24 protein-coding genes and 1 other RNA gene are annotated in these 23,637 nt (G+C 43.7%); 24 read left to right on the top strand and 1 reads right to left on the bottom strand.

What is annotated here, in order from left to right; genetic code table 11:
- The first annotated feature begins 17 nt into the window (after positions 1 to 17).
- The 6 genes from fabD (at position 18) to ftsY (ending at position 7,580) form a co-directional block, all read left to right on the top strand.
- The gene (fabD, locus tag BSU_15900) at positions 18 to 971 is read left to right on the top strand and encodes a malonyl CoA:acyl carrier protein transacylase (RefSeq protein ID NP_389472.1); all 954 of its coding nucleotides are present in this window, start codon (positions 18 to 20) and stop codon (positions 969 to 971) included.
- A complete protein-coding gene (gene fabG / locus BSU_15910) occupies positions 964 to 1,704 on the top strand; it encodes a beta-ketoacyl-acyl carrier protein reductase (protein ID NP_389473.1) in 741 nt (246 codons plus the stop codon). The genes fabD and fabG overlap by 8 nt, the downstream gene beginning before the upstream one ends.
- A gap of 83 nt (positions 1,705 to 1,787) precedes the next feature.
- A complete protein-coding gene (gene acpA / locus BSU_15920) occupies positions 1,788 to 2,021 on the top strand; it encodes an acyl carrier protein (protein ID NP_389474.1) in 234 nt (77 codons plus the stop codon).
- Between the two features lie 139 nt (positions 2,022 to 2,160).
- Positions 2,161 to 2,910 (top strand): ribonuclease III, encoded by a 750-nt coding sequence (gene rnc, locus BSU_15930; protein ID NP_389475.1) that lies wholly within the window; start codon positions 2,161 to 2,163, stop codon positions 2,908 to 2,910.
- A gap of 100 nt (positions 2,911 to 3,010) precedes the next feature.
- On the top strand, positions 3,011 to 6,571 hold the full coding sequence (gene smc, locus BSU_15940) for a chromosome condensation and segregation SMC ATPase (RefSeq protein ID NP_389476.2): 3,561 nt from the start codon (positions 3,011 to 3,013) through the stop codon (positions 6,569 to 6,571).
- A gap of 19 nt (positions 6,572 to 6,590) precedes the next feature.
- Complete coding sequence (ftsY, locus tag BSU_15950; protein ID NP_389477.1) at positions 6,591 to 7,580, top strand: signal recognition particle (docking protein); 990 nt, start codon at positions 6,591 to 6,593, stop codon at positions 7,578 to 7,580.
- A gap of 36 nt (positions 7,581 to 7,616) precedes the next feature.
- Here ftsY and ylqB read toward each other — a convergent pair whose 3' ends face one another.
- Entirely contained in the window at positions 7,617 to 8,102 is a 486-nt protein-coding gene (ylqB, locus tag BSU_15960) for a conserved exported protein of unknown function (RefSeq protein ID NP_389478.1), read from the bottom strand.
- A 176-nt stretch (positions 8,103 to 8,278) separates the two neighbouring features.
- On the opposite strand from ylqB, the gene ylxM reads away from it, so the two are divergent.
- From ylxM to trmFO, 18 genes are all read left to right on the top strand, one after another.
- On the top strand, positions 8,279 to 8,611 hold the full coding sequence (ylxM, locus tag BSU_15970; RefSeq protein NP_389479.1) for a component of the signal recognition particle (SRP) protein-targeting pathway: 333 nt from the start codon (positions 8,279 to 8,281) through the stop codon (positions 8,609 to 8,611).
- Between the two features lie 13 nt (positions 8,612 to 8,624).
- On the top strand, positions 8,625 to 9,965 hold the full coding sequence (ffh, locus tag BSU_15980) for a signal recognition particle-like (SRP) GTPase (protein NP_389480.1): 1,341 nt from the start codon (positions 8,625 to 8,627) through the stop codon (positions 9,963 to 9,965).
- 105 nt (positions 9,966 to 10,070) lie between these two features.
- Positions 10,071 to 10,343, top strand: a complete 273-nt coding sequence (rpsP, locus tag BSU_15990; RefSeq protein ID NP_389481.1) for a ribosomal protein S16 (BS17) — start codon at positions 10,071 to 10,073, stop codon at positions 10,341 to 10,343.
- Complete coding sequence (gene ylqC, locus BSU_16000) at positions 10,343 to 10,588, top strand: putative RNA binding protein (RefSeq protein ID NP_389482.1); 246 nt, start codon at positions 10,343 to 10,345, stop codon at positions 10,586 to 10,588. The genes rpsP and ylqC overlap by 1 nt, the downstream gene beginning before the upstream one ends.
- A gap of 121 nt (positions 10,589 to 10,709) precedes the next feature.
- Positions 10,710 to 11,096, top strand: coding sequence for a hypothetical protein (ylqD, locus tag BSU_16010; protein NP_389483.1), 387 nt, complete (start codon positions 10,710 to 10,712; stop codon positions 11,094 to 11,096).
- A 4-nt stretch (positions 11,097 to 11,100) separates the two neighbouring features.
- Positions 11,101 to 11,625, top strand: a complete 525-nt coding sequence (rimM, locus tag BSU_16020) for a 16S rRNA processing protein (RefSeq protein NP_389484.1) — start codon at positions 11,101 to 11,103, stop codon at positions 11,623 to 11,625.
- Positions 11,622 to 12,353, top strand: a complete 732-nt coding sequence (gene trmD, locus BSU_16030) for a tRNA(m1G37)methyltransferase (protein ID NP_389485.1) — start codon at positions 11,622 to 11,624, stop codon at positions 12,351 to 12,353. The genes rimM and trmD overlap by 4 nt, the downstream gene beginning before the upstream one ends.
- 78 nt (positions 12,354 to 12,431) lie before the next feature.
- Positions 12,432 to 12,473: L19_leader (locus BSU_misc_RNA_30), an RNA gene on the top strand.
- A 19-nt stretch (positions 12,474 to 12,492) separates the two neighbouring features.
- Positions 12,493 to 12,840, top strand: coding sequence for a ribosomal protein L19 (rplS, locus tag BSU_16040; RefSeq protein NP_389486.2), 348 nt, complete (start codon positions 12,493 to 12,495; stop codon positions 12,838 to 12,840).
- Positions 12,841 to 12,982: 142 nt separating this feature from the next.
- Entirely contained in the window at positions 12,983 to 13,831 is an 849-nt protein-coding gene (rbgA, locus tag BSU_16050) for a ribosome biogenesis GTPase A (protein NP_389487.1), read from the top strand.
- 70 nt (positions 13,832 to 13,901) lie between these two features.
- The gene (rnhB, locus tag BSU_16060; protein ID NP_389488.1) at positions 13,902 to 14,669 is read left to right on the top strand and encodes a ribonuclease HII; all 768 of its coding nucleotides are present in this window, start codon (positions 13,902 to 13,904) and stop codon (positions 14,667 to 14,669) included.
- 31 nt (positions 14,670 to 14,700) lie between these two features.
- Entirely contained in the window at positions 14,701 to 16,431 is a 1,731-nt protein-coding gene (ylqG, locus tag BSU_16070; RefSeq protein ID NP_389489.1) for a putative glycosyltransferase, read from the top strand.
- The gene (ylqH, locus tag BSU_16080) at positions 16,428 to 16,709 is read left to right on the top strand and encodes a putative flagellar biosynthesis protein (RefSeq protein NP_389490.1); all 282 of its coding nucleotides are present in this window, start codon (positions 16,428 to 16,430) and stop codon (positions 16,707 to 16,709) included. The genes ylqG and ylqH overlap by 4 nt, the downstream gene beginning before the upstream one ends.
- Before the next feature lie 172 nt (positions 16,710 to 16,881).
- Positions 16,882 to 18,039 carry a succinyl-CoA synthetase (beta subunit) gene (sucC, locus tag BSU_16090; RefSeq protein NP_389491.1) on the top strand — a complete coding sequence of 386 codons (1,158 nt, stop codon included), beginning with the start codon at positions 16,882 to 16,884 and terminating at the stop codon, positions 18,037 to 18,039.
- Between the two features lie 28 nt (positions 18,040 to 18,067).
- Complete coding sequence (sucD, locus tag BSU_16100; RefSeq protein NP_389492.1) at positions 18,068 to 18,970, top strand: succinyl-CoA synthetase (alpha subunit); 903 nt, start codon at positions 18,068 to 18,070, stop codon at positions 18,968 to 18,970.
- Positions 18,971 to 19,030: 60 nt separating this feature from the next.
- Positions 19,031 to 19,924, top strand: a complete 894-nt coding sequence (gene dprA, locus BSU_16110) for a DNA processing Smf single strand binding protein (RefSeq protein ID NP_389493.1) — start codon at positions 19,031 to 19,033, stop codon at positions 19,922 to 19,924.
- 187 nt (positions 19,925 to 20,111) lie between these two features.
- Positions 20,112 to 22,187, top strand: coding sequence for a DNA topoisomerase I (gene topA / locus BSU_16120; RefSeq protein NP_389494.1), 2,076 nt, complete (start codon positions 20,112 to 20,114; stop codon positions 22,185 to 22,187).
- Between the two features lie 75 nt (positions 22,188 to 22,262).
- Positions 22,263 to 23,570 (top strand): tRNA:m(5)U-54 methyltransferase, encoded by a 1,308-nt coding sequence (gene trmFO, locus BSU_16130; RefSeq protein ID NP_389495.1) that lies wholly within the window; start codon positions 22,263 to 22,265, stop codon positions 23,568 to 23,570.
- Positions 23,571 to 23,637: the final 67 nt, after the last annotated feature.

Here is a 23,637-nt window from a genome sequence, read left to right on the forward strand (position 1 = left end):
CTGGAGGTTTTTACATCATGAGTAAGATTGCATTTTTATTCCCGGGTCAGGGATCACAATTTATCGGCATGGGAAAAGAGCTTTATGAGCAGGTGCCTGCTGCAAAGCGTCTGTTTGATGAAGCCGATGAAACGTTGGAAACAAAACTCAGCTCGCTTATTTTTGAGGGGGATGCTGAAGAATTAACACTTACATACAATGCGCAGCCTGCTTTGCTTACGACAAGCATCGCTGTTCTTGAGAAATTTAAAGAATCTGGCATTACACCTGATTTCACAGCAGGACACAGCCTTGGTGAATATTCTGCACTGGTTGCGGCTGGCGCTCTGTCTTTCAAAGATGCTGTTTATACTGTCAGAAAGCGCGGAGAGTTTATGAATGAAGCGGTGCCGGCTGGCGAAGGAGCAATGGCTGCGATTCTCGGCATGGATGCTGAAGCATTAAAGCAAGTAACCGATAAAGTCACAGAGGAAGGCAACCTTGTACAGCTTGCGAATCTCAACTGTCCTGGCCAAATCGTCATTTCCGGAACAGCTAAAGGGGTTGAGCTTGCATCTGAACTGGCAAAAGAGAACGGCGCAAAACGCGCAATTCCGCTTGAAGTAAGCGGTCCGTTCCATTCTGAACTGATGAAACCGGCTGCTGAAAAGCTGAAAGAGGTATTGGACGCCTGTGACATAAAAGACGCTGACGTTCCGGTCATCTCAAATGTTTCTGCTGACGTGATGACTGAAAAAGCAGATATCAAAGAAAAACTTATTGAGCAGCTTTACTCTCCGGTTCGTTTTGAGGAAAGCATTAACAAGCTGATCGCAGAGGGTGTTACGACTTTTATTGAAATCGGTCCCGGAAAAGTGCTTTCAGGCCTTGTGAAAAAAGTGAATAGACGGTTAAAAACAATTGCTGTATCAGATCCGGAAACGATCGAGCTGGCAATTCAAACGCTTAAGGAGGAGAATGATAATGCTTAATGATAAAACGGCTATTGTCACTGGCGCATCCCGCGGAATCGGCCGCTCAATCGCCCTTGATCTGGCAAAAAGCGGAGCAAATGTTGTCGTGAACTACTCCGGCAATGAAGCGAAAGCAAATGAAGTGGTAGATGAAATCAAATCAATGGGCAGAAAAGCAATTGCTGTAAAAGCGGATGTATCAAATCCCGAAGATGTACAAAACATGATAAAAGAAACATTGTCTGTTTTTTCTACGATTGACATTCTGGTTAATAATGCGGGAATTACAAGAGACAATCTCATCATGAGAATGAAAGAAGACGAATGGGATGACGTCATTAACATTAACCTGAAGGGTGTTTTCAACTGCACAAAAGCTGTTACAAGACAAATGATGAAACAGCGTTCAGGCCGCATTATTAACGTATCGTCTATCGTCGGCGTCAGCGGAAACCCTGGACAAGCCAACTACGTGGCTGCAAAAGCCGGCGTCATCGGTTTAACCAAATCTTCTGCTAAAGAGCTCGCCAGCCGAAATATTACGGTAAACGCAATAGCGCCAGGATTTATCTCAACTGATATGACAGATAAACTTGCAAAAGACGTTCAAGACGAAATGCTGAAACAAATTCCGCTCGCGCGCTTTGGTGAACCTAGCGATGTCAGCAGTGTTGTCACGTTCCTAGCTTCAGAGGGAGCTCGTTATATGACAGGCCAAACGCTTCATATTGACGGCGGAATGGTGATGTAAGTTTTTTCTCGAAAATTTCATCGTAGTTTCTCTAGTTTTTTAAAAACGAATCCACTATAATACTTGAGGGGAGGTGAATTGCTATGGCAGACACATTAGAGCGTGTAACGAAAATCATCGTAGATCGCCTTGGCGTTGATGAAGCAGACGTCAAACTTGAAGCTTCTTTCAAGGAAGACTTAGGTGCTGATTCCCTAGATGTAGTTGAGCTTGTTATGGAACTTGAAGACGAGTTTGATATGGAGATTTCTGACGAAGATGCTGAAAAGATTGCAACAGTCGGCGACGCTGTGAACTACATACAAAACCAGCAATAAGCTGATGCTAAAAGTCCCGCCGAAACGCGGGGCTTTAGCCCTTTATTCGTGCAGTTATTACAGCATGCCGCTTTTACGCGCGCTGTATCCGGTTTAGTCAGAGAAGCGCGGTGAACCTGATGTGCCTATGGAGGTTACTATGTCAAAACACTCACATTATAAAGATAAAAAAAAGTTCTATAAAAAAGTAGAACAATTTAAAGAGTTTCAAGAACGGATTTCGGTTCACTTTCAAAATGAAAAGCTTTTGTATCAAGCATTTACACATTCATCTTATGTGAATGAGCATCGGAAAAAGCCGTATGAAGATAATGAAAGGCTTGAATTTTTAGGTGACGCTGTTTTGGAACTGACGATCTCCAGATTCTTATTTGCCAAATACCCGGCTATGAGTGAAGGAGATTTGACGAAATTGAGAGCCGCAATTGTTTGCGAACCGTCTCTCGTTTCATTGGCTCACGAGCTGTCATTCGGCGATCTTGTCCTGTTGGGTAAAGGCGAGGAAATGACAGGCGGAAGAAAGCGTCCTGCTCTATTGGCGGATGTTTTTGAGGCATTTATCGGAGCCTTGTACCTTGACCAAGGATTAGAGCCGGTCGAAAGTTTCTTAAAAGTTTATGTGTTCCCTAAAATTAACGATGGTGCTTTTTCTCATGTGATGGATTTCAAAAGCCAGCTGCAGGAATACGTGCAGCGGGACGGCAAAGGCTCTCTGGAGTATAAAATCTCCAACGAAAAAGGACCTGCGCACAACCGTGAATTTGAAGCCATCGTATCTCTAAAAGGTGAACCACTCGGAGTCGGAAACGGCCGTTCAAAGAAAGAAGCCGAACAGCACGCTGCTCAGGAAGCTTTAGCTAAATTGCAAAAACACCATACGAAACAATAAAATCCCCCTTATGACTCAGGGGGATTTCAGTATGTATGCCGTCTTATTTGACCAATGTTTATGATAGAATTGAAATACTTATTACATAAGGAGGATCGCTATGTTCCTCAAACGTTTAGACGTTATAGGATTTAAATCATTTGCAGAACGGATTTCCGTAGACTTCGTTAAAGGCGTGACAGCAGTTGTCGGGCCGAACGGAAGCGGAAAAAGCAACATCACGGATGCCATTCGCTGGGTTCTCGGCGAACAATCGGCACGCTCTCTTCGCGGCGGAAAAATGGAAGACATCATTTTTGCTGGGAGTGATTCAAGAAAGCGATTAAATCTAGCTGAAGTTACGCTTACTCTTGATAATGATGATCATTTCTTGCCAATTGACTTCCACGAGGTGAGTGTCACAAGACGTGTGTACAGATCAGGTGAGAGTGAGTTTCTGATTAACAATCAGCCATGCCGCTTGAAAGATATTATTGATTTATTTATGGACTCTGGGCTTGGTAAAGAAGCATTTTCTATTATCAGCCAAGGGAAAGTGGAAGAGATCCTGAGCAGCAAAGCGGAGGATCGCCGCAGTATCTTTGAAGAAGCGGCCGGGGTGCTTAAATATAAAACGAGAAAGAAAAAAGCAGAAAATAAACTGTTTGAGACACAGGACAATCTAAATCGGGTAGAAGATATATTACATGAGCTTGAAGGACAGGTTGAACCTCTTAAAATTCAAGCTTCAATAGCGAAAGACTACCTTGAGAAAAAGAAAGAGCTGGAGCATGTTGAAATTGCGCTGACTGCCTATGATATCGAAGAGCTGCATGGTAAATGGTCGACTCTTAAAGAGAAAGTGCAGATGGCAAAAGAAGAAGAGCTTGCTGAATCGTCTGCTATTTCTGCGAAAGAAGCAAAGATTGAGGATACAAGGGACAAAATACAAGCGCTTGATGAGTCAGTAGATGAGCTCCAGCAAGTTTTACTGGTAACTAGTGAAGAGCTGGAAAAGCTTGAAGGCCGTAAAGAAGTCCTGAAAGAACGAAAGAAAAACGCTGTGCAAAACCAAGAACAGCTTGAAGAAGCCATCGTTCAGTTCCAGCAAAAAGAAACGGTTCTGAAAGAAGAGCTTTCGAAGCAGGAAGCTGTCTTCGAAACGCTTCAGGCTGAGGTGAAGCAGTTAAGGGCGCAAGTAAAAGAAAAACAGCAGGCTCTCAGTCTTCACAATGAAAATGTCGAAGAGAAAATCGAGCAGCTGAAAAGTGATTATTTTGAGCTGTTAAACAGCCAGGCTTCGATACGCAACGAACTCCAGCTTCTTGATGACCAGATGTCCCAATCCGCTGTCACATTGCAGAGACTTGCGGACAACAATGAAAAGCACCTGCAGGAACGGCATGATATTTCTGCGCGTAAAGCCGCATGTGAAACGGAATTTGCCCGAATTGAGCAGGAGATTCACAGTCAAGTCGGTGCATATCGTGATATGCAGACAAAATATGAGCAGAAAAAGCGCCAATACGAAAAAAATGAATCCGCTCTGTATCAGGCATACCAATACGTTCAGCAAGCGAGATCAAAAAAGGACATGCTTGAGACGATGCAGGGAGATTTCTCCGGCTTTTATCAAGGTGTTAAAGAAGTGCTGAAAGCGAAAGAGCGCCTTGGCGGAATTCGCGGAGCGGTTCTTGAGCTGATTTCTACAGAACAGAAGTATGAAACGGCCATTGAAATAGCGCTCGGCGCTTCTGCTCAACACGTCGTGACCGACGATGAACAATCTGCCCGCAAAGCGATTCAATATTTAAAGCAGAATTCCTTCGGCCGGGCGACGTTTCTGCCTCTTTCTGTTATTAGAGACCGCCAGCTTCAAAGCCGTGACGCGGAAACAGCCGCCCGGCATTCATCATTTCTCGGGGTTGCCAGTGAACTTGTCACATTTGATCCTGCGTATCGAAGCGTCATCCAGAATCTTCTTGGAACCGTTCTGATCACAGAGGACTTAAAGGGTGCAAACGAGCTTGCGAAGCTTCTCGGGCACCGGTACCGCATCGTAACCCTTGAGGGAGATGTTGTGAACCCCGGTGGTTCAATGACGGGCGGCGCGGTTAAAAAGAAAAATAACTCCCTCCTTGGAAGAAGCCGGGAGCTAGAAGATGTGACGAAACGGCTCGCTGAAATGGAAGAGAAAACGGCACTGCTTGAACAAGAGGTCAAAACCCTTAAGCACTCCATTCAGGATATGGAGAAAAAACTGGCTGACTTAAGAGAAACCGGGGAAGGCTTAAGGTTAAAGCAGCAGGATGTGAAAGGCCAGCTGTACGAACTTCAAGTTGCCGAGAAAAATATCAATACCCATTTAGAGCTCTATGATCAAGAAAAATCTGCTCTGTCAGAAAGCGATGAAGAGAGAAAAGTGCGCAAACGCAAGCTTGAAGAAGAGCTCTCTGCCGTATCTGAAAAGATGAAACAGCTTGAAGAGGACATAGACAGACTGACAAAACAAAAACAAACGCAATCCTCAACGAAAGAGTCTCTCTCCAACGAGCTGACTGAGCTGAAGATCGCAGCGGCCAAAAAAGAGCAGGCTTGCAAGGGGGAAGAGGACAACCTTGCCAGATTAAAGAAAGAGCTCACTGAAACAGAGCTTGCGTTAAAAGAAGCAAAAGAAGACTTAAGCTTCTTAACGTCAGAGATGTCATCTAGCACCAGCGGCGAAGAAAAGCTGGAAGAAGCAGCAAAACATAAATTGAATGACAAAACGAAAACGATCGAACTGATTGCATTAAGGCGCGATCAGCGCATCAAGCTTCAGCATGGGCTTGATACGTATGAGCGTGAGCTGAAAGAAATGAAACGCCTGTATAAACAAAAAACAACGCTCTTAAAAGACGAAGAAGTCAAACTTGGACGAATGGAAGTCGAGCTTGATAATTTACTCCAATACTTACGGGAGGAATACAGCTTGTCCTTTGAGGGGGCAAAAGAGAAATATCAGCTTGAAACTGATCCAGAGGAAGCCAGAAAGCGCGTGAAGCTGATTAAACTCGCAATTGAAGAGCTGGGTACCGTGAACCTCGGAAGCATAGATGAGTTTGAGAGGGTCAACGAACGGTACAAGTTTCTGTCGGAACAAAAAGAAGATTTAACAGAAGCGAAAAATACCTTGTTCCAAGTGATTGAAGAAATGGATGAAGAAATGACGAAGCGCTTTAACGACACATTCGTCCAAATCCGCTCACACTTTGATCAAGTTTTCCGCTCCTTATTCGGAGGAGGGCGAGCTGAACTGAGGCTCACCGATCCTAACGATCTGCTTCATTCAGGAGTCGAGATTATCGCTCAGCCGCCGGGGAAAAAGCTGCAAAACTTAAACCTCCTGTCAGGCGGAGAGCGTGCGCTTACTGCTATAGCGCTCTTATTCTCAATCCTAAAGGTTCGTCCAGTGCCGTTTTGCGTCCTTGACGAAGTAGAGGCTGCGCTCGACGAAGCGAATGTGTTCCGATTTGCGCAGTATTTAAAAAAATACAGCAGCGATACTCAGTTTATTGTGATTACCCACAGAAAAGGAACGATGGAGGAAGCGGATGTGCTTTATGGCGTAACCATGCAGGAATCCGGTGTTTCCAAGGTAATTTCAGTTAAGCTGGAAGAAACAAAAGAATTCGTTCAGTAACGAGGAAAGAGGTTAAAAGATGAGCTTTTTTAAAAAATTAAAAGAGAAAATCACAAAACAGACAGATTCCGTATCTGAAAAGTTTAAGGATGGCCTTGAAAAAACAAGAAACTCCTTTCAAAACAAAGTGAATGATCTTGTATCCCGTTACCGTAAAGTGGATGAGGATTTCTTCGAAGAGCTTGAAGAGGTTCTTATCAGCGCGGATGTCGGTTTTACAACCGTTATGGAATTAATAGATGAGCTGAAAAAAGAAGTCAAACGCAGAAATATTCAAGATCCAAAGGAAGTCCAGTCAGTGATTTCTGAGAAACTGGTCGAGATTTATAACAGCGGAGATGAGCAAATTTCAGAACTGAACATCCAGGATGGGCGTTTAAACGTAATCCTTCTGGTAGGTGTAAACGGCGTCGGGAAAACAACAACGATCGGAAAGCTTGCTCATAAAATGAAACAAGAAGGAAAATCTGTTGTACTTGCCGCCGGAGACACTTTTAGAGCGGGAGCCATTGAACAGCTGGAAGTATGGGGAGAGCGTACAGGAGTGCCTGTCATTAAGCAGACGGCAGGAAGCGATCCGGCGGCTGTCATCTACGATGCTGTTCATGCTGCGAAAGCAAGAAATGCCGATGTATTAATTTGTGATACGGCAGGGCGTCTCCAAAACAAAGTAAATCTCATGAAAGAGCTTGAAAAAGTAAAACGTGTTATCGAAAGAGAAGTTCCTGAAGCTCCGCATGAGGTGCTGCTTGCCCTTGATGCCACGACCGGCCAAAATGCAATGGCTCAGGCAAAAGAATTCTCTAAAGCAACAAATGTTACCGGCATTGCTTTAACGAAGCTTGACGGTACGGCAAAAGGCGGTATCGTCCTTGCGATTCGCAACGAGCTTCACATCCCGGTTAAACTAGTCGGTTTAGGAGAAAAAGTTGATGACCTTCAGGAATTTGATCCAGAATCCTATGTGTACGGACTCTTTTCAGATTTAGTGGAAAAAGCCGACGATTAAGAAAAAGGCCCCAACATCTTGGGGCCTTTTTCTTTTTTATCTTCTTACTTGATAGGCGAAATGATAAAGGCTGTTATCAGTGGATACCAGTCTTGACTCACCAGAAAAAACTCTGAATGGGATGATGTCATAGTAATGAACGGAAACAGATGTGTAATACGTATAGTAACCAGCAGCTGGCCCCAAATACATTGGAACCTCAAATGTTCCGTTTGCATCAGTCGTTCCTGAAGCAGTTTGTGTTGTGTTTCCGACCTTCGTGTCCGCTTCAAATCTTACGGGCGCGTTTGGCACTGGCTGTCCGTTTTGGTCGAGTAATTTGCCGCTTACTGTAATATTGTACTTGACTCGCCAATATTGACCTTGTCCGTAATTGATTTTACCGTATACCCCTCCATCTGTGCTGATATTTGTGATTGAGGCCTTATAAGGTGCCTCAGCAGCGTCTGCTTGCTGTGCCGGGAAACCTATTGTAAACAGGGCTGCCAGACATAACATAAACAATAAACCGATTTTTTTCATAAAAATCCTCCTTAAAATAGGGTTCATATACAATATCGGAATAAATTGGATGATATTTAGCGTATTTTGGAAAAGTTAATCGCCGCTTTGACAAGATAAAAACTTGACAGTGTCATTAAAACCGTGTAAACTAAGTTATCGTAAAGGGATTTGACTTAACAAAGGGGAGAGCTCAAATGTCACTCGAAAAGACAACGAGAATGAATTATCTGTTTGATTTTTATCAGTCGTTGTTGACGTCAAAACAGAAGAGCTATATGTCGCTTTATTATTTGGACGATTTCTCCCTAGGCGAAATAGCCGAAGAATATGAGGTTTCAAGACAAGCTGTTTATGATAACATCAAACGAACAGAAGCAATGCTTGAACAATATGAAGAAAAGCTGCTCCTTTTGAAAAAGTTTCAGGAGCGTAAAGAGATGTTTAATAAGCTGAAGGAGCTTGCTTCCGGTTCAAAAGAAGAGGAAGAAATTACAGCTCTGATTGAAGCGCTTGAGAAATTAGATTAGGAGGCGGCAAACTATGGCATTTGAAGGATTAGCCGACCGACTGCAGCAGACGATTTCTAAAATCCGCGGAAAAGGGAAAGTCAGCGAACAAGATGTAAAAGAGATGATGCGTGAGGTCCGTCTTGCGCTGCTTGAGGCTGACGTTAACTTTAAAGTAGTCAAGGATTTTGTCAAAAAAGTAAGTGAACGCGCTGTAGGCCAAGACGTCATGAAAAGTCTGACGCCCGGCCAGCAGGTCATTAAAGTTGTTCAAGAGGAACTGACTGAGCTGATGGGCGGCGAAGAGAGCAAAATCGCCGTCGCAAAAAGGCCGCCGACTGTTATTATGATGGTCGGTCTCCAAGGTGCCGGTAAAACGACAACAAGCGGTAAGCTTGCGAATCTGCTGCGCAAAAAGCATAATCGCAAACCGATGCTGGTTGCTGCCGATATTTACCGCCCAGCCGCAATTAAGCAGCTGGAAACACTCGGCAAACAGCTTGATATGCCTGTTTTCTCTCTTGGCGATCAGGTCAGTCCTGTAGAAATAGCTAAACAGGCTATTGAGAAAGCCAAGGAAGAACATTATGACTACGTCATTTTGGATACGGCAGGGCGCTTGCATATCGACCATGAACTGATGGATGAACTGACCAACGTCAAAGAAATCGCGAATCCGGAAGAAATTTTCCTGGTTGTCGATTCAATGACCGGTCAGGACGCTGTGAATGTTGCCAAAAGCTTTAATGAACAGCTCGGTTTAACCGGTGTTGTGTTGACTAAGCTGGATGGAGACACACGCGGCGGGGCTGCGCTTTCTATTCGCGCTGTCACAAACACGCCAATTAAGTTTGCAGGTTTGGGCGAAAAGCTTGATGCGTTAGAGCCGTTCCATCCTGAACGCATGGCATCAAGGATTCTCGGCATGGGCGACGTGCTGACATTGATTGAAAAAGCACAGGCCAGCGTTGATGAAGACAAAGCCAAAGAGCTGGAACAAAAAATGAGAACGATGAGCTTCACATTGGACGATTTTCTGGAGCAGCTCGGGCAAGTCAGAAACATGGGGCCGCTTGATGAGCTTCTGCAAATGATGCCGGGTGCAGGTAAAATGAAGGGCCTGAAAAACATCCAAGTTGATGAAAAACAGCTGAATCATGTGGAAGCAATCATCAAATCAATGACTGTTCTTGAAAAAGAACAGCCGGATATTATCAATGCCAGCCGGCGGAAGCGGATTGCAAAAGGAAGCGGGACATCCGTACAGGAAGTCAACCGTCTGCTTAAGCAGTTTGATGAAATGAAAAAAATGATGAAGCAGATGACAAACATGTCAAAAGGCAAGAAAAAAGGGTTTAAGCTACCTTTTATGTAATCGGTTATACATGATAAAACCGTTGTTAAGAAAAAACACTTTACAAACACTTTTATCATTGTTAATATACTATCTTGTTGAAATATTTTCGGAGGTGCTAGTAAAATGGCAGTAAAAATTCGTTTAAAACGTATGGGAGCAAAAAAATCTCCTTTCTATCGTATTGTTGTAGCAGATTCTCGTTCACCACGTGACGGCCGTTTCATCGAAACAGTCGGAACTTACAACCCGGTTGCAAAACCAGCGGAAGTAAAAATTGACGAAGAGCTTGCTCTTAAATGGCTTCAAACTGGAGCGAAACCATCTGATACAGTTCGCAACTTGTTCTCTAGCCAAGGAATCATGGAAAAATTCCACAACGCTAAACAAGGCAAGTAATGACTGATCAACACTTGGAAGATTTGATTGTCCACATTGTGACGCCGCTTGTTGATCATCCAGATGACATTCGCGTCATAAGAGAAGAAACCGATCAAAAGATTGCGCTGCGCTTATCTGTCCATAAGTCAGATACCGGTAAAGTTATCGGAAAGCAAGGCCGGACTGCAAAAGCGATTCGAACAGCTGTATTTGCAGCTGGCGTACAGTCTTCTAAGAAAGTTCAATTTGAAATATTTGACTAAAAGGGAGAGGGCCGGCACCTCCCCTTTTTTTACACGCAAAAAAAGGGTAAACTGATAGAAGCTTAGGCAAAATAGAAAAGCCTGGACGAGTAAAAGTTTTAAAAGCGGGGAGCTTGGTGCGATGCAAATTATTCACCGTGTAGCCGTTATGCAAGTCTTAACCGAGCGCAGTAAAGAAAAGCTTTTAGCTTCTTTTGCTGAGAAGAAACAAATGCTTGAACGAGAATGCAGCCAGCTCTATTTTCAGCTTAGAAAACATGAGAAAGAACAGCAAAACCCTAATATGATTGAACAATTTAAAAAGGCAATAGAAAAGCGAAAAGATGATATAAAAATCATTGATTTTCAAATTGCTCAAGTACATACATTGCCGCTTGGCAGTGAGTTGAAAGAAAAGGAAGTCGATGCGCTGCTGACGATTGAAGCCGGGGATGACTGGCATGAGAAAACAGCAGCGAACACCATCGTCATAAAAGACGGAAAAGTAATTGAAATTCGCCAGAGGTGATCATATGACAAAGCGATGGTTTAATGTAGGCAAAATCGTAAATACCCACGGAATCAAAGGCGAAGTGCGGGTGATTTCAAAAACAGATTTTGCCGAAGAACGATACAAGCCGGGAAACACGCTGTATTTGTTTATGGACGGCCGTAACGAACCAGTGGAGGTAACGGTAAACACACATAGACTGCATAAGCAATTTCATCTCCTGCAGTTTAAAGAAAGACAAAACCTAAATGAAGTAGAAGAGCTGAAAAACGCAATCATTAAAGTTCCTGAAGAAGAATTAGGAGAGCTGAATGAGGGTGAATTTTATTTCCACGAAATTATTGGGTGTGAAGTATTTACTGAAGAAGGCGAACTCATCGGAAAGGTCAAAGAAATTTTGACGCCTGGAGCCAATGACGTTTGGGTCATCGGACGAAAAGGAAAAAAAGACGCACTCATTCCTTACATTGAATCAGTGGTTAAACATATCGATGTCAGGGAAAAGAAAATTGAGATTGAACTCATGGAAGGGTTAATAGACGAATGAAAATCGATTTTTTGACGCTGTTTCCCGAAATGTTTGAAGGCGTGCTCGGCTCATCGATTCTTCAAAAAGCCCAGGAAAAAGATGCGGTGCAGTTTCAAGTCGTAAATTTCCGAGAGTACTCTGATAACAAGCACAATACTGTTGATGATTATCCTTATGGCGGCGGGGCAGGCATGGTTCTCAAGCCCCAGCCTGTTTTTGACGCGGTCGAGGACCTGACATCAAAGGCAGCCGCTGCTCCGCGTATTATCCTCGTATGCCCGCAAGGTGAGCGTTTTACCCAAAAAAAAGCCGAACAATTAGCTAAGGAAGAGCATTTGCTGTTCATTTGCGGCCACTATGAAGGCTATGATGAACGCATTCGCGAGCACTTGGTAACGGATGAAATATCAATTGGCGACTTTGTTCTGACGGGCGGTGAGCTCCCTGCAATGATGATCGCAGACAGTGTGGTCAGACTGCTTCCGGGTGTACTGGGTAAAGAGGCTTCCCATATTGAGGATTCCTTCAGCACCGGACTTTTAGAGCACCCGCATTATACAAGACCGGCAGATTACAAAGGTTTAAAAGTGCCTGAAACACTCTTGTCAGGAAACCATGCAAAAATTGAAGAATGGCGGAATAAAGAATCGATCAGAAGGACCTACCTAAGACGTCCGGATCTGTTGAAAGACCACCCGCTTACAGAGCAGCAAAGAAAGTGGATTTCTGAATGGGAAAAAGAATAGATTTTATTGCATAGGCTATGAAATTGTGATAAGATACTACTTGTGGCTTAAGCGGGCTTATCCGCTGCAAGCTTGAAAACGATGTTCCGCTGTGCCGGTTTTTGTGGCCAAGAGCATCTGTTGGAAGGAGTTGAAAACGATGCAAAAACTAATTGAAGATATCACAAAAGAACAGCTTCGTACTGATCTTCCTGCGTTCCGTCCTGGTGACACTTTACGTGTACACGTTAAAGTTGTTGAGGGTAACCGTGAGCGTATCCAGATCTTTGAAGGTGTTGTGATTAAGCGTCGTGGTGGTGGAATCAGCGAAACGTTCACAGTTCGTAAGATTTCTTACGGTGTTGGCGTTGAACGTACTTTCCCAGTACACACACCAAAAATCGCGAAAATCGAAGTTGTACGTTACGGTAAAGTACGCCGTGCTAAACTTTACTACCTGCGTGAACTTCGCGGAAAAGCGGCTCGTATTAAAGAGATCAGACGATAATGATAACGAACGAAAAGAGCTTGTTACCTGTAACAAGCTCTTTTTTTATACAGAATTTGAAAATGCCGGACAGGCATCGTAAAATACATAAAGGACAACAATGAATCATGCATACTGAAGATAAAGGCGGTGTTCGTGTCACATGACAATTCAATGGTTCCCGGGCCATATGGCAAAAGCAAGAAGGGAAGTAACCGAAAAATTAAAATTAATCGATATCGTATATGAATTGGTAGATGCCAGAATTCCAATGTCATCAAGAAACCCAATGATTGAAGATATTCTAAAAAACAAGCCGCGAATTATGCTGTTAAACAAGGCTGACAAAGCAGATGCGGCAGTTACACAGCAGTGGAAAGAGCACTTTGAGAACCAGGGGATCCGCTCTCTGTCTATTAATTCTGTAAATGGACAAGGGTTAAATCAAATTGTGCCTGCATCAAAAGAGATCCTCCAAGAAAAATTTGACCGGATGCGTGCGAAAGGTGTGAAGCCGAGAGCGATTCGCGCTTTGATTATCGGCATTCCAAACGTCGGAAAATCAACGCTCATCAACCGGCTTGCAAAGAAAAACATAGCAAAAACGGGAGACAGACCTGGTATTACGACTTCTCAACAGTGGGTCAAAGTTGGGAAAGAATTAGAGCTATTAGATACACCGGGAATTTTGTGGCCTAAATTTGAGGATGAGCTTGTCGGTTTGAGACTGGCAGTCACCGGGGCTATTAAAGACTCGATTATCAATTTGCAGGACGTGGCCGTGTTTGGTCTTCGTTTTCTCGAAGAACATTACCCAGAACGGCTTAAAGAGCGTTATGGCCTTGATGAGATCCCAGAGGACATTGCCGAGCTGTTTGATGCAATAGGTGAAAAGCGGGGCTGTCTCATGAGCGGTGGGCTCATCAACTACGATAAGACGACTGAAGTCATCATTCGCGATATTCGCACTGAAAAGTTCGGCAGGCTGTCATTTGAACAGCCGACGATGTAAAGGCGCGCAGAAATGCGGGTCTTTATTTTTTCTTGGCTGAACCGATACATACAGTAAGGGAGAAGAGAAAGTGAATACATTAACCGTAAAGGACATTAAAGACCGTTTGCAGGAAGTGAAGGATGCACAAGACCCATTTATTGCCCAATGCGAAAACGACCCGAGAAAAAGCGTTCAAACGCTTGTAGAGCAATGGCTTAAAAAGCAAGCGAAAGAAAAAGCGCTGAAAGAACAATGGGTGAATATGACTTCCTATGAAAGGCTGGCAAGAAACAAAGGATTTCGCTTGATTGCAGGTGTTGACGAGGTCGGCCGGGGGCCATTGGCAGGACCAGTTGTCGCCAGCGCAGTCATCCTTCCAGAGGAATGTGAAATACTTGGGCTGACAGACTCCAAAAAGCTTTCAGAGAAAAAACGCGAGGAATATTACGAGCTTATTATGAAGGAAGCACTGGCGGTCGGGATAGGAATTGTAGAAGCTACTGTGATTGATGAGATCAATATATATGAAGCTTCAAAAATGGCAATGGTGAAAGCGATACAGGATTTGTCGGATACACCTGATTATTTGCTTGTTGACGCAATGACACTTCCGCTCGACACGGCTCAGGCGTCAATTATAAAAGGCGATGCCAAAAGCGTGTCTATTGCGGCAGGTGCGTGTATCGCAAAAGTGACGAGGGACCGAATGATGAGCGCTTATGCCGAAACGTATCCCATGTACGGCTTTGAAAAAAATAAAGGCTATGGGACAAAAGAACATTTGGAAGCTCTCGCTGCATACGGCCCAACTGAATTGCACCGCAAAACTTTCGCTCCTGTTCAATCTTTCAGATAAATCACCATGGACAAGGAGGCACCTTTTTAAAATGAACATACGAAATGATGTGCAAAAGGCGCTGCAGCACCTTTTCGGGCGTACAGCCGTCCCGCAGGAAACATCAAAAGTAAACGAAGCGCTAAACGGGGAGAAGCGTCTCCTCTTAGGAAAAGTGCTTCGTTTACTAGGAGATCAGCATGCCCTGATCCAAGTCGGCAATCAAACTGTTCAGGGAAAACTTGAAACTCAGCTTCGTCCTCAGGCATACTATTGGTTTTCCTACGAAAAAAAAACGGCAGAGCAAACAGGCCGTCTTCAGGTCGTTCAAAGCTTTGATCAAAATCCTAAAACCATTCAGGATGCAGCTGGCAAACTTTTAAATGCTATTTCAGTGAAGACGTCAAACGCAGCTCTCATGATGACAGGAGCGATGCTGAAAAGCAAAACACCCGTAACAGAAAATGATATCAAAACAGCTGTCCGCTGGATGGACACGCTGCCTTCGCAAGACACAAAAAAAGCAGTTGAAACGGTTCTCTTCGCTTTAAAGCGTGATCTTCCCATTCACTCCGAGATTTTGAATGGTGTTCACGCTGTGAAATCGCCTGTTCCGTTGCATCAGCACGTATCCCAGCTGCTACAGGCAATCGACCAAAACCCTCAGCAGAGCCAAATGATGTCAAAGCTAAAGGAAGCAGTCACGGTGCTTTTAAATAGTGAAATCGATGTCCATGCAGAACGGCTGATTGATAAGCTTATTTCTTTAACCGACAATACGAAAGCACCTTCTCCGACGAATACAGCTGGAAGCAGGGAGCTTAGCACACCAGCTGGCTCCCCCGGAAAAGCCAGCCTGCCGATTGCAAATCACACAGCAGAACAGGGAAGCATACAAGAAGAGCCTGTTAAAACAGCAGCAGACATTCCAATTAAAGAAGCCCGCCAGCTGCTGGTGAAGCTGACGGAATCTGCTGAAAAAAACAGTCTCCAAATTGTGAAAGAAGCAGCAAATTGGATTAAAGCGGCTGCTTCATCGGGTGATAGTAAGTCACTTGCAGCTTCAGCTGTTTTACAGGCGGCACAAGTCACAGATCAGGAAGCCGAAGTCTTTTTAAAGGCTGTTCAGCAGACAGCACCCCATTTGGCGGATAAGGCAGATGTTCTTTCTTTCTTATCCAAAGTGAAAACGGCAATCGGCGCAAGGGACGAGGTTGCGTTCATTAAAGCGTTTGAACAAGGAAGCGCAGTCACATCTGGCGAAATGCAATCCATCAAGCTGGCTCTTTCTGCCTTAAGAGCATCGCATGAGGTAGCCGAACCAGTCAAACAAGAAGCCGATCAGCTTTTTCATAAATTAAATGGCCAGCTTTTCATGCAGCAGGACCATCCATCATACAGCCAAATTGTAATGTCATTTCCGATGTTTTCGAAGTCAGGGGTTCAGGACATGACTGTTCTGTTTAAAGGAAAGAAAGAAGCGGATGGAAAGCTTGATCCTTCCCATTGCCGCCTTTTGTTTTTGCTGCAGCTTGATACACTAAAAGAAACCGTCGTTGATTGCTTGGTACAGCAAAAAGTCATGACCATTACAATAGAGACTGATTTCGAGCTGCAGGCTGCGATCGATCCGATGGTGCCCGCGCTTAAACAGGGGCTAAAGGAAATGGGGTACAGCCTTTCAGGGGTAAACGCTAAAAAAAGGGTTCACACCGAAGAAAAGGCTTCAATCGATCAATATATAACAAGTATCAGTGATCAGGAAGTGGATGTGAAAATATGAAAGAGCAGACACCGATCAGAAAAGCTGTTGCTCTCCATTATGACGAACAAAAAGACAAGGCGCCGAGAGTGATTGCCACAGGGAAGGGCCATGTAGCTGACAACATTATAAAAGAAGCGAAAAAAGCAGGGGTCCCGATTCAAGAAGATCGGACCCTTGTCGAATTAATGCGCCATTTGACGGTAGATGATCAAATTCCTGAAGCTCTTTATGAAACGGTAGCCGAGATTTTTTCATTCATTTACAAATTGGACGAAAGCGTAAAAAACAAAAAATAGCTAAAATATTCCCCATCCTTCTTTGAAATTTATGTTTTTAATAAAGTAAAAGTTTGAATGTTTAGAAGGATTAAAAGATTTTGCATCGAACTGTAGACAATTCTTCCAGTATTATTATAGAATGAAAGCGCAGTCTATTTTAGTTTTGTTACATAAGTTAGGAGGATGGGAAATGAATATCCATGAGTACCAGGGAAAAGAAGTCCTCAGAAAATATGGGGTATCTGTTCCTGAAGGTAAAGTGGCTTTTACAGCAGAAGAAGCAGTTGAGAGTGCAAAGAGCTTATCCAGCTCGGTTTATGTCGTAAAGGCTCAAATTCATGCTGGCGGTCGAGGCAAAGCTGGTGGGGTAAAAATAGCAAAATCATTAGACGAAGTAAAAGCGTATGCCGAAGAACTATTAGGGAAGACCCTAGTTACACATCAGACGGGTCCGGACGGCCAAGTAATAAAACGCTTACTTATTGAAGAAGGCTGCGATATTAAAAAAGAATATTACATCGGTCTAGTGCTTGACCGCGCCACTTCAAGAATCGTTTTAATGGCTTCTGAAGAAGGCGGAACGGAAATTGAAGAGGTTGCGGAGAAAACACCAGAAAAAATCAAAAAAGCTGTCATTGATCCAGCTGTTGGCCTTCAAGGCTATCAAGCCAGAGAAATTGCATTCGCTATTAATATTCCAAAAGAGCTCGTGGGAAAAGCTGCTAAATTTATGCTTGGACTATATAAAGCGTTTGTTGAGAAAGACTGCTCAATCGCCGAAATCAATCCGCTTGTTGTGACTGGCGACGGAAATGTGATGGCGCTTGATGCAAAATTGAATTTTGACAGCAATGCGTTGTACCGACAAAAGGACATTATGGAATACAGAGATTTGGATGAAGAAGATCCGAAAGAAATTGAAGCGTCCAAATATGATCTAAGCTACATTTCCCTTGATGGAAATATCGGCTGTATGGTAAACGGCGCGGGACTTGCAATGTCTACGATGGATATTATCAAGCATTATGGAGGAGAACCGGCCAACTTCCTTGATGTGGGCGGCGGTGCAACCGCGGAAAAAGTCACGGAAGCATTTAAAATCATTCTTTCTGATCAAAACGTTAAAGGGATTTTTGTCAACATTTTCGGCGGCATTATGAAATGTGATGTCATCGCAGAAGGGGTTGTTGAAGCGACTAGACAAGTTGGTTTGACATTGCCGCTTGTCGTCCGTCTTGAAGGCACAAACGTGGATCTAGGGAAGAAAATCCTTAGTGAATCAGGATTAAACATTACATCTGCGGAATCAATGGCTGACGGCGCGCAGAAAATCGTATCCTTAGTTTAAGAAAGAATGAAAGGCAGGGGACCAAATAATGAGTGTTTTCATTAATAAAGATACAAGAGTTATTGTGCAAGGGATTACAGGTTCTACCGCTTTATTTCATACGAAGCAGATGCTTGAATACGGCACAAATATCGTTGGCGGTGTAACACCTGGAAAAGGCGGAACAGAAGCGGAAGGTGTTCCTGTATTTAATACAGTGGCTGAAGCAGTTCAAACAACCGGCGCTAACGCGTCTGTTATATATGTGCCCGCACCGTTTGCAGCTGATGCGATTATGGAAGCGGTAGATGCGGAGCTTGATCTCGTGATTTGTATCACAGAACATATCCCGGTTTTGGATATGGTGAAGGTCAAACGCTTCATGGAAGGCAAGAAAACGAGACTGATAGGGCCGAACTGTCCTGGTGTCATTACGCCTGAAGAATGTAAAATCGGCATTATGCCCGGATACATCCATAAAAAGGGTCATGTAGGCGTTGTATCACGTTCAGGAACATTAACATACGAAGCGGTGCACCAGCTCTCAGAAGCGGGTGTAGGGCAATCTACAGCTGTTGGAATCGGCGGCGACCCTGTAAATGGAACAAACTTTATTGACGTTTTAAAAGCGTTTAACGAAGATCCTGACACACACGCAGTCATCATGATTGGCGAAATCGGCGGTACGGCCGAAGAGGAAGCGGCAGAGTGGGTAAAAGCCAACATGACAAAACCGGTAGTCGGTTTTATTGGCGGTAAAACAGCACCTCCTGGGAAGCGCATGGGGCATGCAGGCGCCATTATTTCCGGCGGGAAAGGGACAGCTGATGAAAAAATCAAAACCCTTAATGCATGCGGAATCGAAGTTGCAGAGACACCTTCTGTCATGGGTGAAACCTTAATCAAGGTGCTGAAAGAGAAGAACTTGTTCGAAACTTGTAAAACGCATTAATAAAAAAGGGACAGCCGTCAAGGCTGTTCCTGCTTTTTCTAACAAAAGGAGGTCAATCTATTGGATCAGGCCGCTGTCTGCCTAACGATTTGCAGAATCAATCAATTATTATCCCCATCCCTTCTATTAAAATGGTGGAAAGCCGATCCGTCTATGTCGCTGACATCACCCGTGTTACAAACGGTTACTCGTGATCAAATAAAAGCAGCTGCATTAAAAAACGAAATAGAACAATTTTATCCAAAGCTCCCGCGTGTACTTGCTGCTTATCGTGAGCAAGGCATTAACACCATCCCTATTTCTTCAAAGCAATATCCTTTCTGGCTTAAAAGCATTTATGATCCCCCTGCCGTACTGTTTGCAAAAGGTGATATGACTCTTCTTTCGAAAGGGAGAAAAATTGGAATTGTAGGCACAAGAAATCCAACAGCTTATGGGAAACAAGTTGTCAATCATCTTACAAAAGAGATCTGTCGTAAAGGTTGGGTGATTGTCAGCGGACTGGCGTCTGGGATAGACGGAATGTCCCATGCTGCAAGTATTAAGGCGAAGGGGCGGACAATTGGCGTCATTGCAGGCGGATTTCAACACATTTATCCCCGAGAAAACCTTCAGTTAGCAGATCACATGGCTAAACACCATATCCTGCTGTCAGAGCACCCACCTGAAACTAAACCCCAAAAATGGCATTTCCCTATGAGAAACCGTATTATCAGCGGACTAAGTGAAGGCGTTATTGTCGTTCAGGGCAAAGAAAAAAGCGGTTCGCTGATTACTGCCTATCAAGCATTGGAACAAGGGAGAGAGGTATTTGCCGTACCCGGTTCATTGTTTGACCCTTACGCCGGAGGTCCTATAAAACTGATCCAGCAGGGGGCTAAAGCCATATGGTCAGCAGAGGATATTTTCGAGGAACTTCCTGAGAGAAACGTTCAATATACGGAACCCTTTTGAATTATCGTTTGACAAACGGTATTGTAATATTTAATAATAGTGAGGATTTAAAGTTGCATATTGTTTTCTATTTAATTAATGACGTTCATGATAAAGAATGAAATGTTGAAAGCCAAATAAAGACAGCTGCAAAAATAAAATTGAAATATCTTGAAAAGAGAGAGAACACCTCTTGAGGGGGATGAAAATGTCTGATTATCTAGTCATCGTGGAATCGCCCGCTAAGGCGAAAACGATTGAACGTTACTTAGGTAAAAAATATAAAGTAAAAGCATCAATGGGACATGTCCGGGATCTTCCAAAAAGTCAAATGGGAGTTGACATAGAACAGAATTTTGAACCGAAATATATTACCATTCGAGGTAAAGGCCCGGTATTAAAAGAGCTGAAAACGGCTGCGAAAAAAGCCAAAAAAGTGTATCTCGCAGCTGACCCCGACAGAGAAGGGGAAGCGATTGCATGGCATTTGGCACACAGTCTTGATTTAGATCTCAACTCAGACTGCCGTGTGGTGTTTAACGAAATTACAAAAGACGCTATTAAGGAATCGTTTAAGCATCCCCGCATGATCAATATGGATTTAGTGGATGCACAGCAAGCGAGACGTATTTTAGACAGGCTTGTCGGATATAAAATCAGTCCAATCTTATGGAAAAAAGTCAAAAAAGGGCTTAGCGCAGGACGCGTGCAATCCGTTGCCCTCCGTTTGATTATTGACCGTGAAAAAGAGATTAACGACTTTAAGCCTGAGGAATATTGGACAATTGACGGTACGTTCTTAAAAGGTCAAGAAACCTTTGAAGCGAGCTTTTTCGGGAAAAACGGCAAAAAACTTCCTTTAAATAGTGAAGCTGATGTAAAAGAGATTCTTTCTCAGCTCAAAGGGAATCAATATACAGTTGAAAAAGTAACCAAAAAGGAACGCAAACGTAATCCTGCTTTGCCTTTTACCACTTCTACCCTGCAGCAGGAAGCGGCTCGCAAGCTCAATTTCAGAGCGAAGAAAACGATGATGATTGCACAGCAATTATATGAAGGAATTGATTTAGGAAGAGAAGGAACGGTTGGTCTGATCACGTATATGAGAACGGATTCAACCCGTATTTCAAATACGGCTGTTGATGAAGCAGCTGCATTTATTGATCAGACATATGGAAAAGAGTTCCTAGGCGGAAAACGGAAGCCTGCGAAAAAGAATGAAAATGCCCAGGATGCCCACGAAGCAATTCGGCCGACATCAGTTCTTAGAAAACCAAGTGAATTAAAAGCAGTCCTCGGCAGAGACCAAATGAGACTGTATAAATTAATTTGGGAGCGTTTTGTTGCCAGCCAAATGGCACCGGCTGTTCTCGATACAATGAGTGTCGACCTGACAAACAACGGTTTGACATTTCGTGCAAATGGAAGTAAAGTCAAGTTTTCCGGGTTTATGAAGGTGTATGTTGAAGGAAAAGACGATCAAATGGAAGAAAAAGACCGGATGCTGCCTGACTTACAAGAAGGCGACACGGTATTATCAAAAGATATAGAACCTGAGCAGCATTTTACCCAGCCGCCTCCGCGATATACTGAGGCCCGGCTTGTTAAAACCCTTGAAGAACGCGGTATCGGCCGTCCATCCACATATGCTCCGACACTTGATACTATTCAGCGGCGCGGCTACGTGGCATTGGATAATAAACGTTTCGTTCCGACTGAATTAGGTCAGATCGTTCTTGACTTGATCATGGAGTTTTTCCCTGAGATCATTAACGTTGAGTTTACAGCTAAAATGGAGAGAGATCTTGATCATGTTGAAGAAGGAAATACCGAATGGGTCAAGATTATCGATAATTTCTACACCGATTTTGAAAAACGCGTCAAAAAAGCCGAATCGGAAATGAAGGAAGTTGAGATTGAACCAGAGTATGCTGGAGAGGATTGTGAATTGTGCAGTTCTCCAATGGTATATAAAATGGGACGGTACGGTAAATTCTTAGCTTGCTCCAACTTCCCTGACTGCCGGAACACGAAACCGATTGTGAAACAAATCGGTGTGAAGTGCCCGAGCTGCGGAGAAGGAAACATTGTTGAGCGAAAATCGAAAAAGAAACGGGTGTTTTACGGCTGTGACCGTTATCCGGACTGTGAATTCGTATCATGGGACAAACCAATTGAACGAAAATGCCCGAAATGCGGAAAAATGCTCGTCGAGAAAAAACTCAAAAAAGGTATACAAGTCCAATGCGTGGAATGCGATTATAAGGAAGAACCACAGAAGTAGCGGTGAGCAGGGTCTTGCTCACCTTCTTTGTGTGTTAAAAGAAGGCCTTGAATAATAAACTAGGAGATGTGAAAGATGAACCAACAAACAGTGAATGTAATCGGAGCCGGACTCGCAGGAAGTGAAGCAGCATGGCAGCTTGCCAAACGTGGGATTCAAGTCAAATTGTATGAAATGCGGCCAGTTAAACAAACGCCTGCGCATCATACAGATAAATTTGCTGAGCTTGTCTGCAGCAACTCTCTTCGCTCTAATACACTTGCTAACGCTGTCGGTGTATTAAAGGAAGAAATGCGTGCGCTTGATTCAGCCATTATCGCTGCGGCTGACGAATGTTCGGTGCCTGCCGGGGGCGCTCTTGCAGTAGACCGTCATGAATTTGCCGCAAGTGTGACAAATCGGGTGAAAAATCATCCAAACGTAACCGTTATTAATGAAGAAGTGACTGAAATTCCTGAAGGCCCTACTATCATCGCAACGGGTCCGTTAACATCTGAATCGCTGTCTGCCCAGCTGAAGGAGCTGACTGGAGAGGACTATTTATATTTTTATGACGCAGCGGCGCCAATTGTAGAAAAAGACAGCCTTGATATGGATAAAGTGTACCTGAAATCCCGTTATGATAAAGGTGAAGCAGCATATTTGAACTGCCCGATGACAGAAGAAGAGTTTGACCGTTTTCATGAAGCATTAACATCAGCAGAAACAGTGCCGTTAAAAGAATTTGAAAAAGAGATTTTCTTTGAAGGCTGCATGCCGATTGAAGTCATGGCAAAACGGGGTAAGAAAACAATGCTTTTCGGTCCGATGAAACCAGTTGGTCTAGAGCATCCTGTTACAGGAAAACGCCCTTATGCCGTCGTTCAGCTCAGACAGGATGATGCTGCGGGAACACTTTATAATATTGTAGGATTCCAGACACATTTAAAATGGGGAGACCAAAAGGAAGTTCTCAAGTTGATTCCAGGACTTGAAAATGTAGAAATCGTCAGATATGGCGTGATGCATAGAAACACATTTATTAACTCTCCAAGCCTGTTAAAGCCGACTTATCAATTTAAAAACCGCAGTGATCTGTTCTTTGCAGGCCAAATGACGGGAGTAGAAGGATATGTGGAATCAGCTGCCTCAGGACTTGTAGCAGGCATTAATGCGGCGAAGCTTGTATTGGGAGAAGAGCTTGTGATCTTCCCTCAGGAAACAGCAATTGGCAGTATGGCACATTATATTACAACAACAAACCAGAAGAACTTCCAGCCGATGAATGCAAACTTTGGGCTTTTGAAAGAATTGCCAGTTAAAATTAAAAATAAAAAAGAACGAAATGAACAATACGCGAACCGTGCGATTGAAACAATTCAAACAATTTCGAAAACAATATAGGTATTGATTGCAACCTGAGCGCGATTTGTGATACCATTTAAAAGCCCTTCCTGGGGAGGTATTAGGC

Source organism: Bacillus subtilis subsp. subtilis str. 168 (assembly GCF_000009045.1).
Taxonomy (GTDB): domain Bacteria; phylum Bacillota; class Bacilli; order Bacillales; family Bacillaceae; genus Bacillus; species Bacillus subtilis.

What these genes read in the sequence shown, in the direction of transcription:
- fabD (NP_389472.1), top strand. Translation starts at nt 18, where the DNA reads ATGAGTAAGATTGCATTTTTATTCCCGGGTCAGGGATCACAATTTATC.
- fabG (NP_389473.1), top strand. Translation starts at nt 964, where the DNA reads ATGCTTAATGATAAAACGGCTATTGTCACTGGCGCATCCCGCGGAATC.
- acpA (NP_389474.1), top strand. Translation starts at nt 1,788, where the DNA reads ATGGCAGACACATTAGAGCGTGTAACGAAAATCATCGTAGATCGCCTT.
- rnc (NP_389475.1), top strand. Translation starts at nt 2,161, where the DNA reads ATGTCAAAACACTCACATTATAAAGATAAAAAAAAGTTCTATAAAAAA.
- smc (NP_389476.2), top strand. Translation starts at nt 3,011, where the DNA reads ATGTTCCTCAAACGTTTAGACGTTATAGGATTTAAATCATTTGCAGAA.
- ftsY (NP_389477.1), top strand. Translation starts at nt 6,591, where the DNA reads ATGAGCTTTTTTAAAAAATTAAAAGAGAAAATCACAAAACAGACAGAT.
- ylqB (NP_389478.1), bottom strand. Translation starts at nt 8,102, where the DNA reads ATGAAAAAAATCGGTTTATTGTTTATGTTATGTCTGGCAGCCCTGTTT.
- ylxM (NP_389479.1), top strand. Translation starts at nt 8,279, where the DNA reads ATGTCACTCGAAAAGACAACGAGAATGAATTATCTGTTTGATTTTTAT.
- ffh (NP_389480.1), top strand. Translation starts at nt 8,625, where the DNA reads ATGGCATTTGAAGGATTAGCCGACCGACTGCAGCAGACGATTTCTAAA.
- rpsP (NP_389481.1), top strand. Translation starts at nt 10,071, where the DNA reads ATGGCAGTAAAAATTCGTTTAAAACGTATGGGAGCAAAAAAATCTCCT.
- ylqC (NP_389482.1), top strand. Translation starts at nt 10,343, where the DNA reads ATGACTGATCAACACTTGGAAGATTTGATTGTCCACATTGTGACGCCG.
- ylqD (NP_389483.1), top strand. Translation starts at nt 10,710, where the DNA reads ATGCAAATTATTCACCGTGTAGCCGTTATGCAAGTCTTAACCGAGCGC.
- rimM (NP_389484.1), top strand. Translation starts at nt 11,101, where the DNA reads ATGACAAAGCGATGGTTTAATGTAGGCAAAATCGTAAATACCCACGGA.
- trmD (NP_389485.1), top strand. Translation starts at nt 11,622, where the DNA reads ATGAAAATCGATTTTTTGACGCTGTTTCCCGAAATGTTTGAAGGCGTG.
- rplS (NP_389486.2), top strand. Translation starts at nt 12,493, where the DNA reads ATGCAAAAACTAATTGAAGATATCACAAAAGAACAGCTTCGTACTGAT.
- rbgA (NP_389487.1), top strand. Translation starts at nt 12,983, where the DNA reads ATGACAATTCAATGGTTCCCGGGCCATATGGCAAAAGCAAGAAGGGAA.
- ylqG (NP_389489.1), top strand. Translation starts at nt 14,701, where the DNA reads ATGAACATACGAAATGATGTGCAAAAGGCGCTGCAGCACCTTTTCGGG.
- ylqH (NP_389490.1), top strand. Translation starts at nt 16,428, where the DNA reads ATGAAAGAGCAGACACCGATCAGAAAAGCTGTTGCTCTCCATTATGAC.
- sucC (NP_389491.1), top strand. Translation starts at nt 16,882, where the DNA reads ATGAATATCCATGAGTACCAGGGAAAAGAAGTCCTCAGAAAATATGGG.
- sucD (NP_389492.1), top strand. Translation starts at nt 18,068, where the DNA reads ATGAGTGTTTTCATTAATAAAGATACAAGAGTTATTGTGCAAGGGATT.
- topA (NP_389494.1), top strand. Translation starts at nt 20,112, where the DNA reads ATGTCTGATTATCTAGTCATCGTGGAATCGCCCGCTAAGGCGAAAACG.
- trmFO (NP_389495.1), top strand. Translation starts at nt 22,263, where the DNA reads ATGAACCAACAAACAGTGAATGTAATCGGAGCCGGACTCGCAGGAAGT.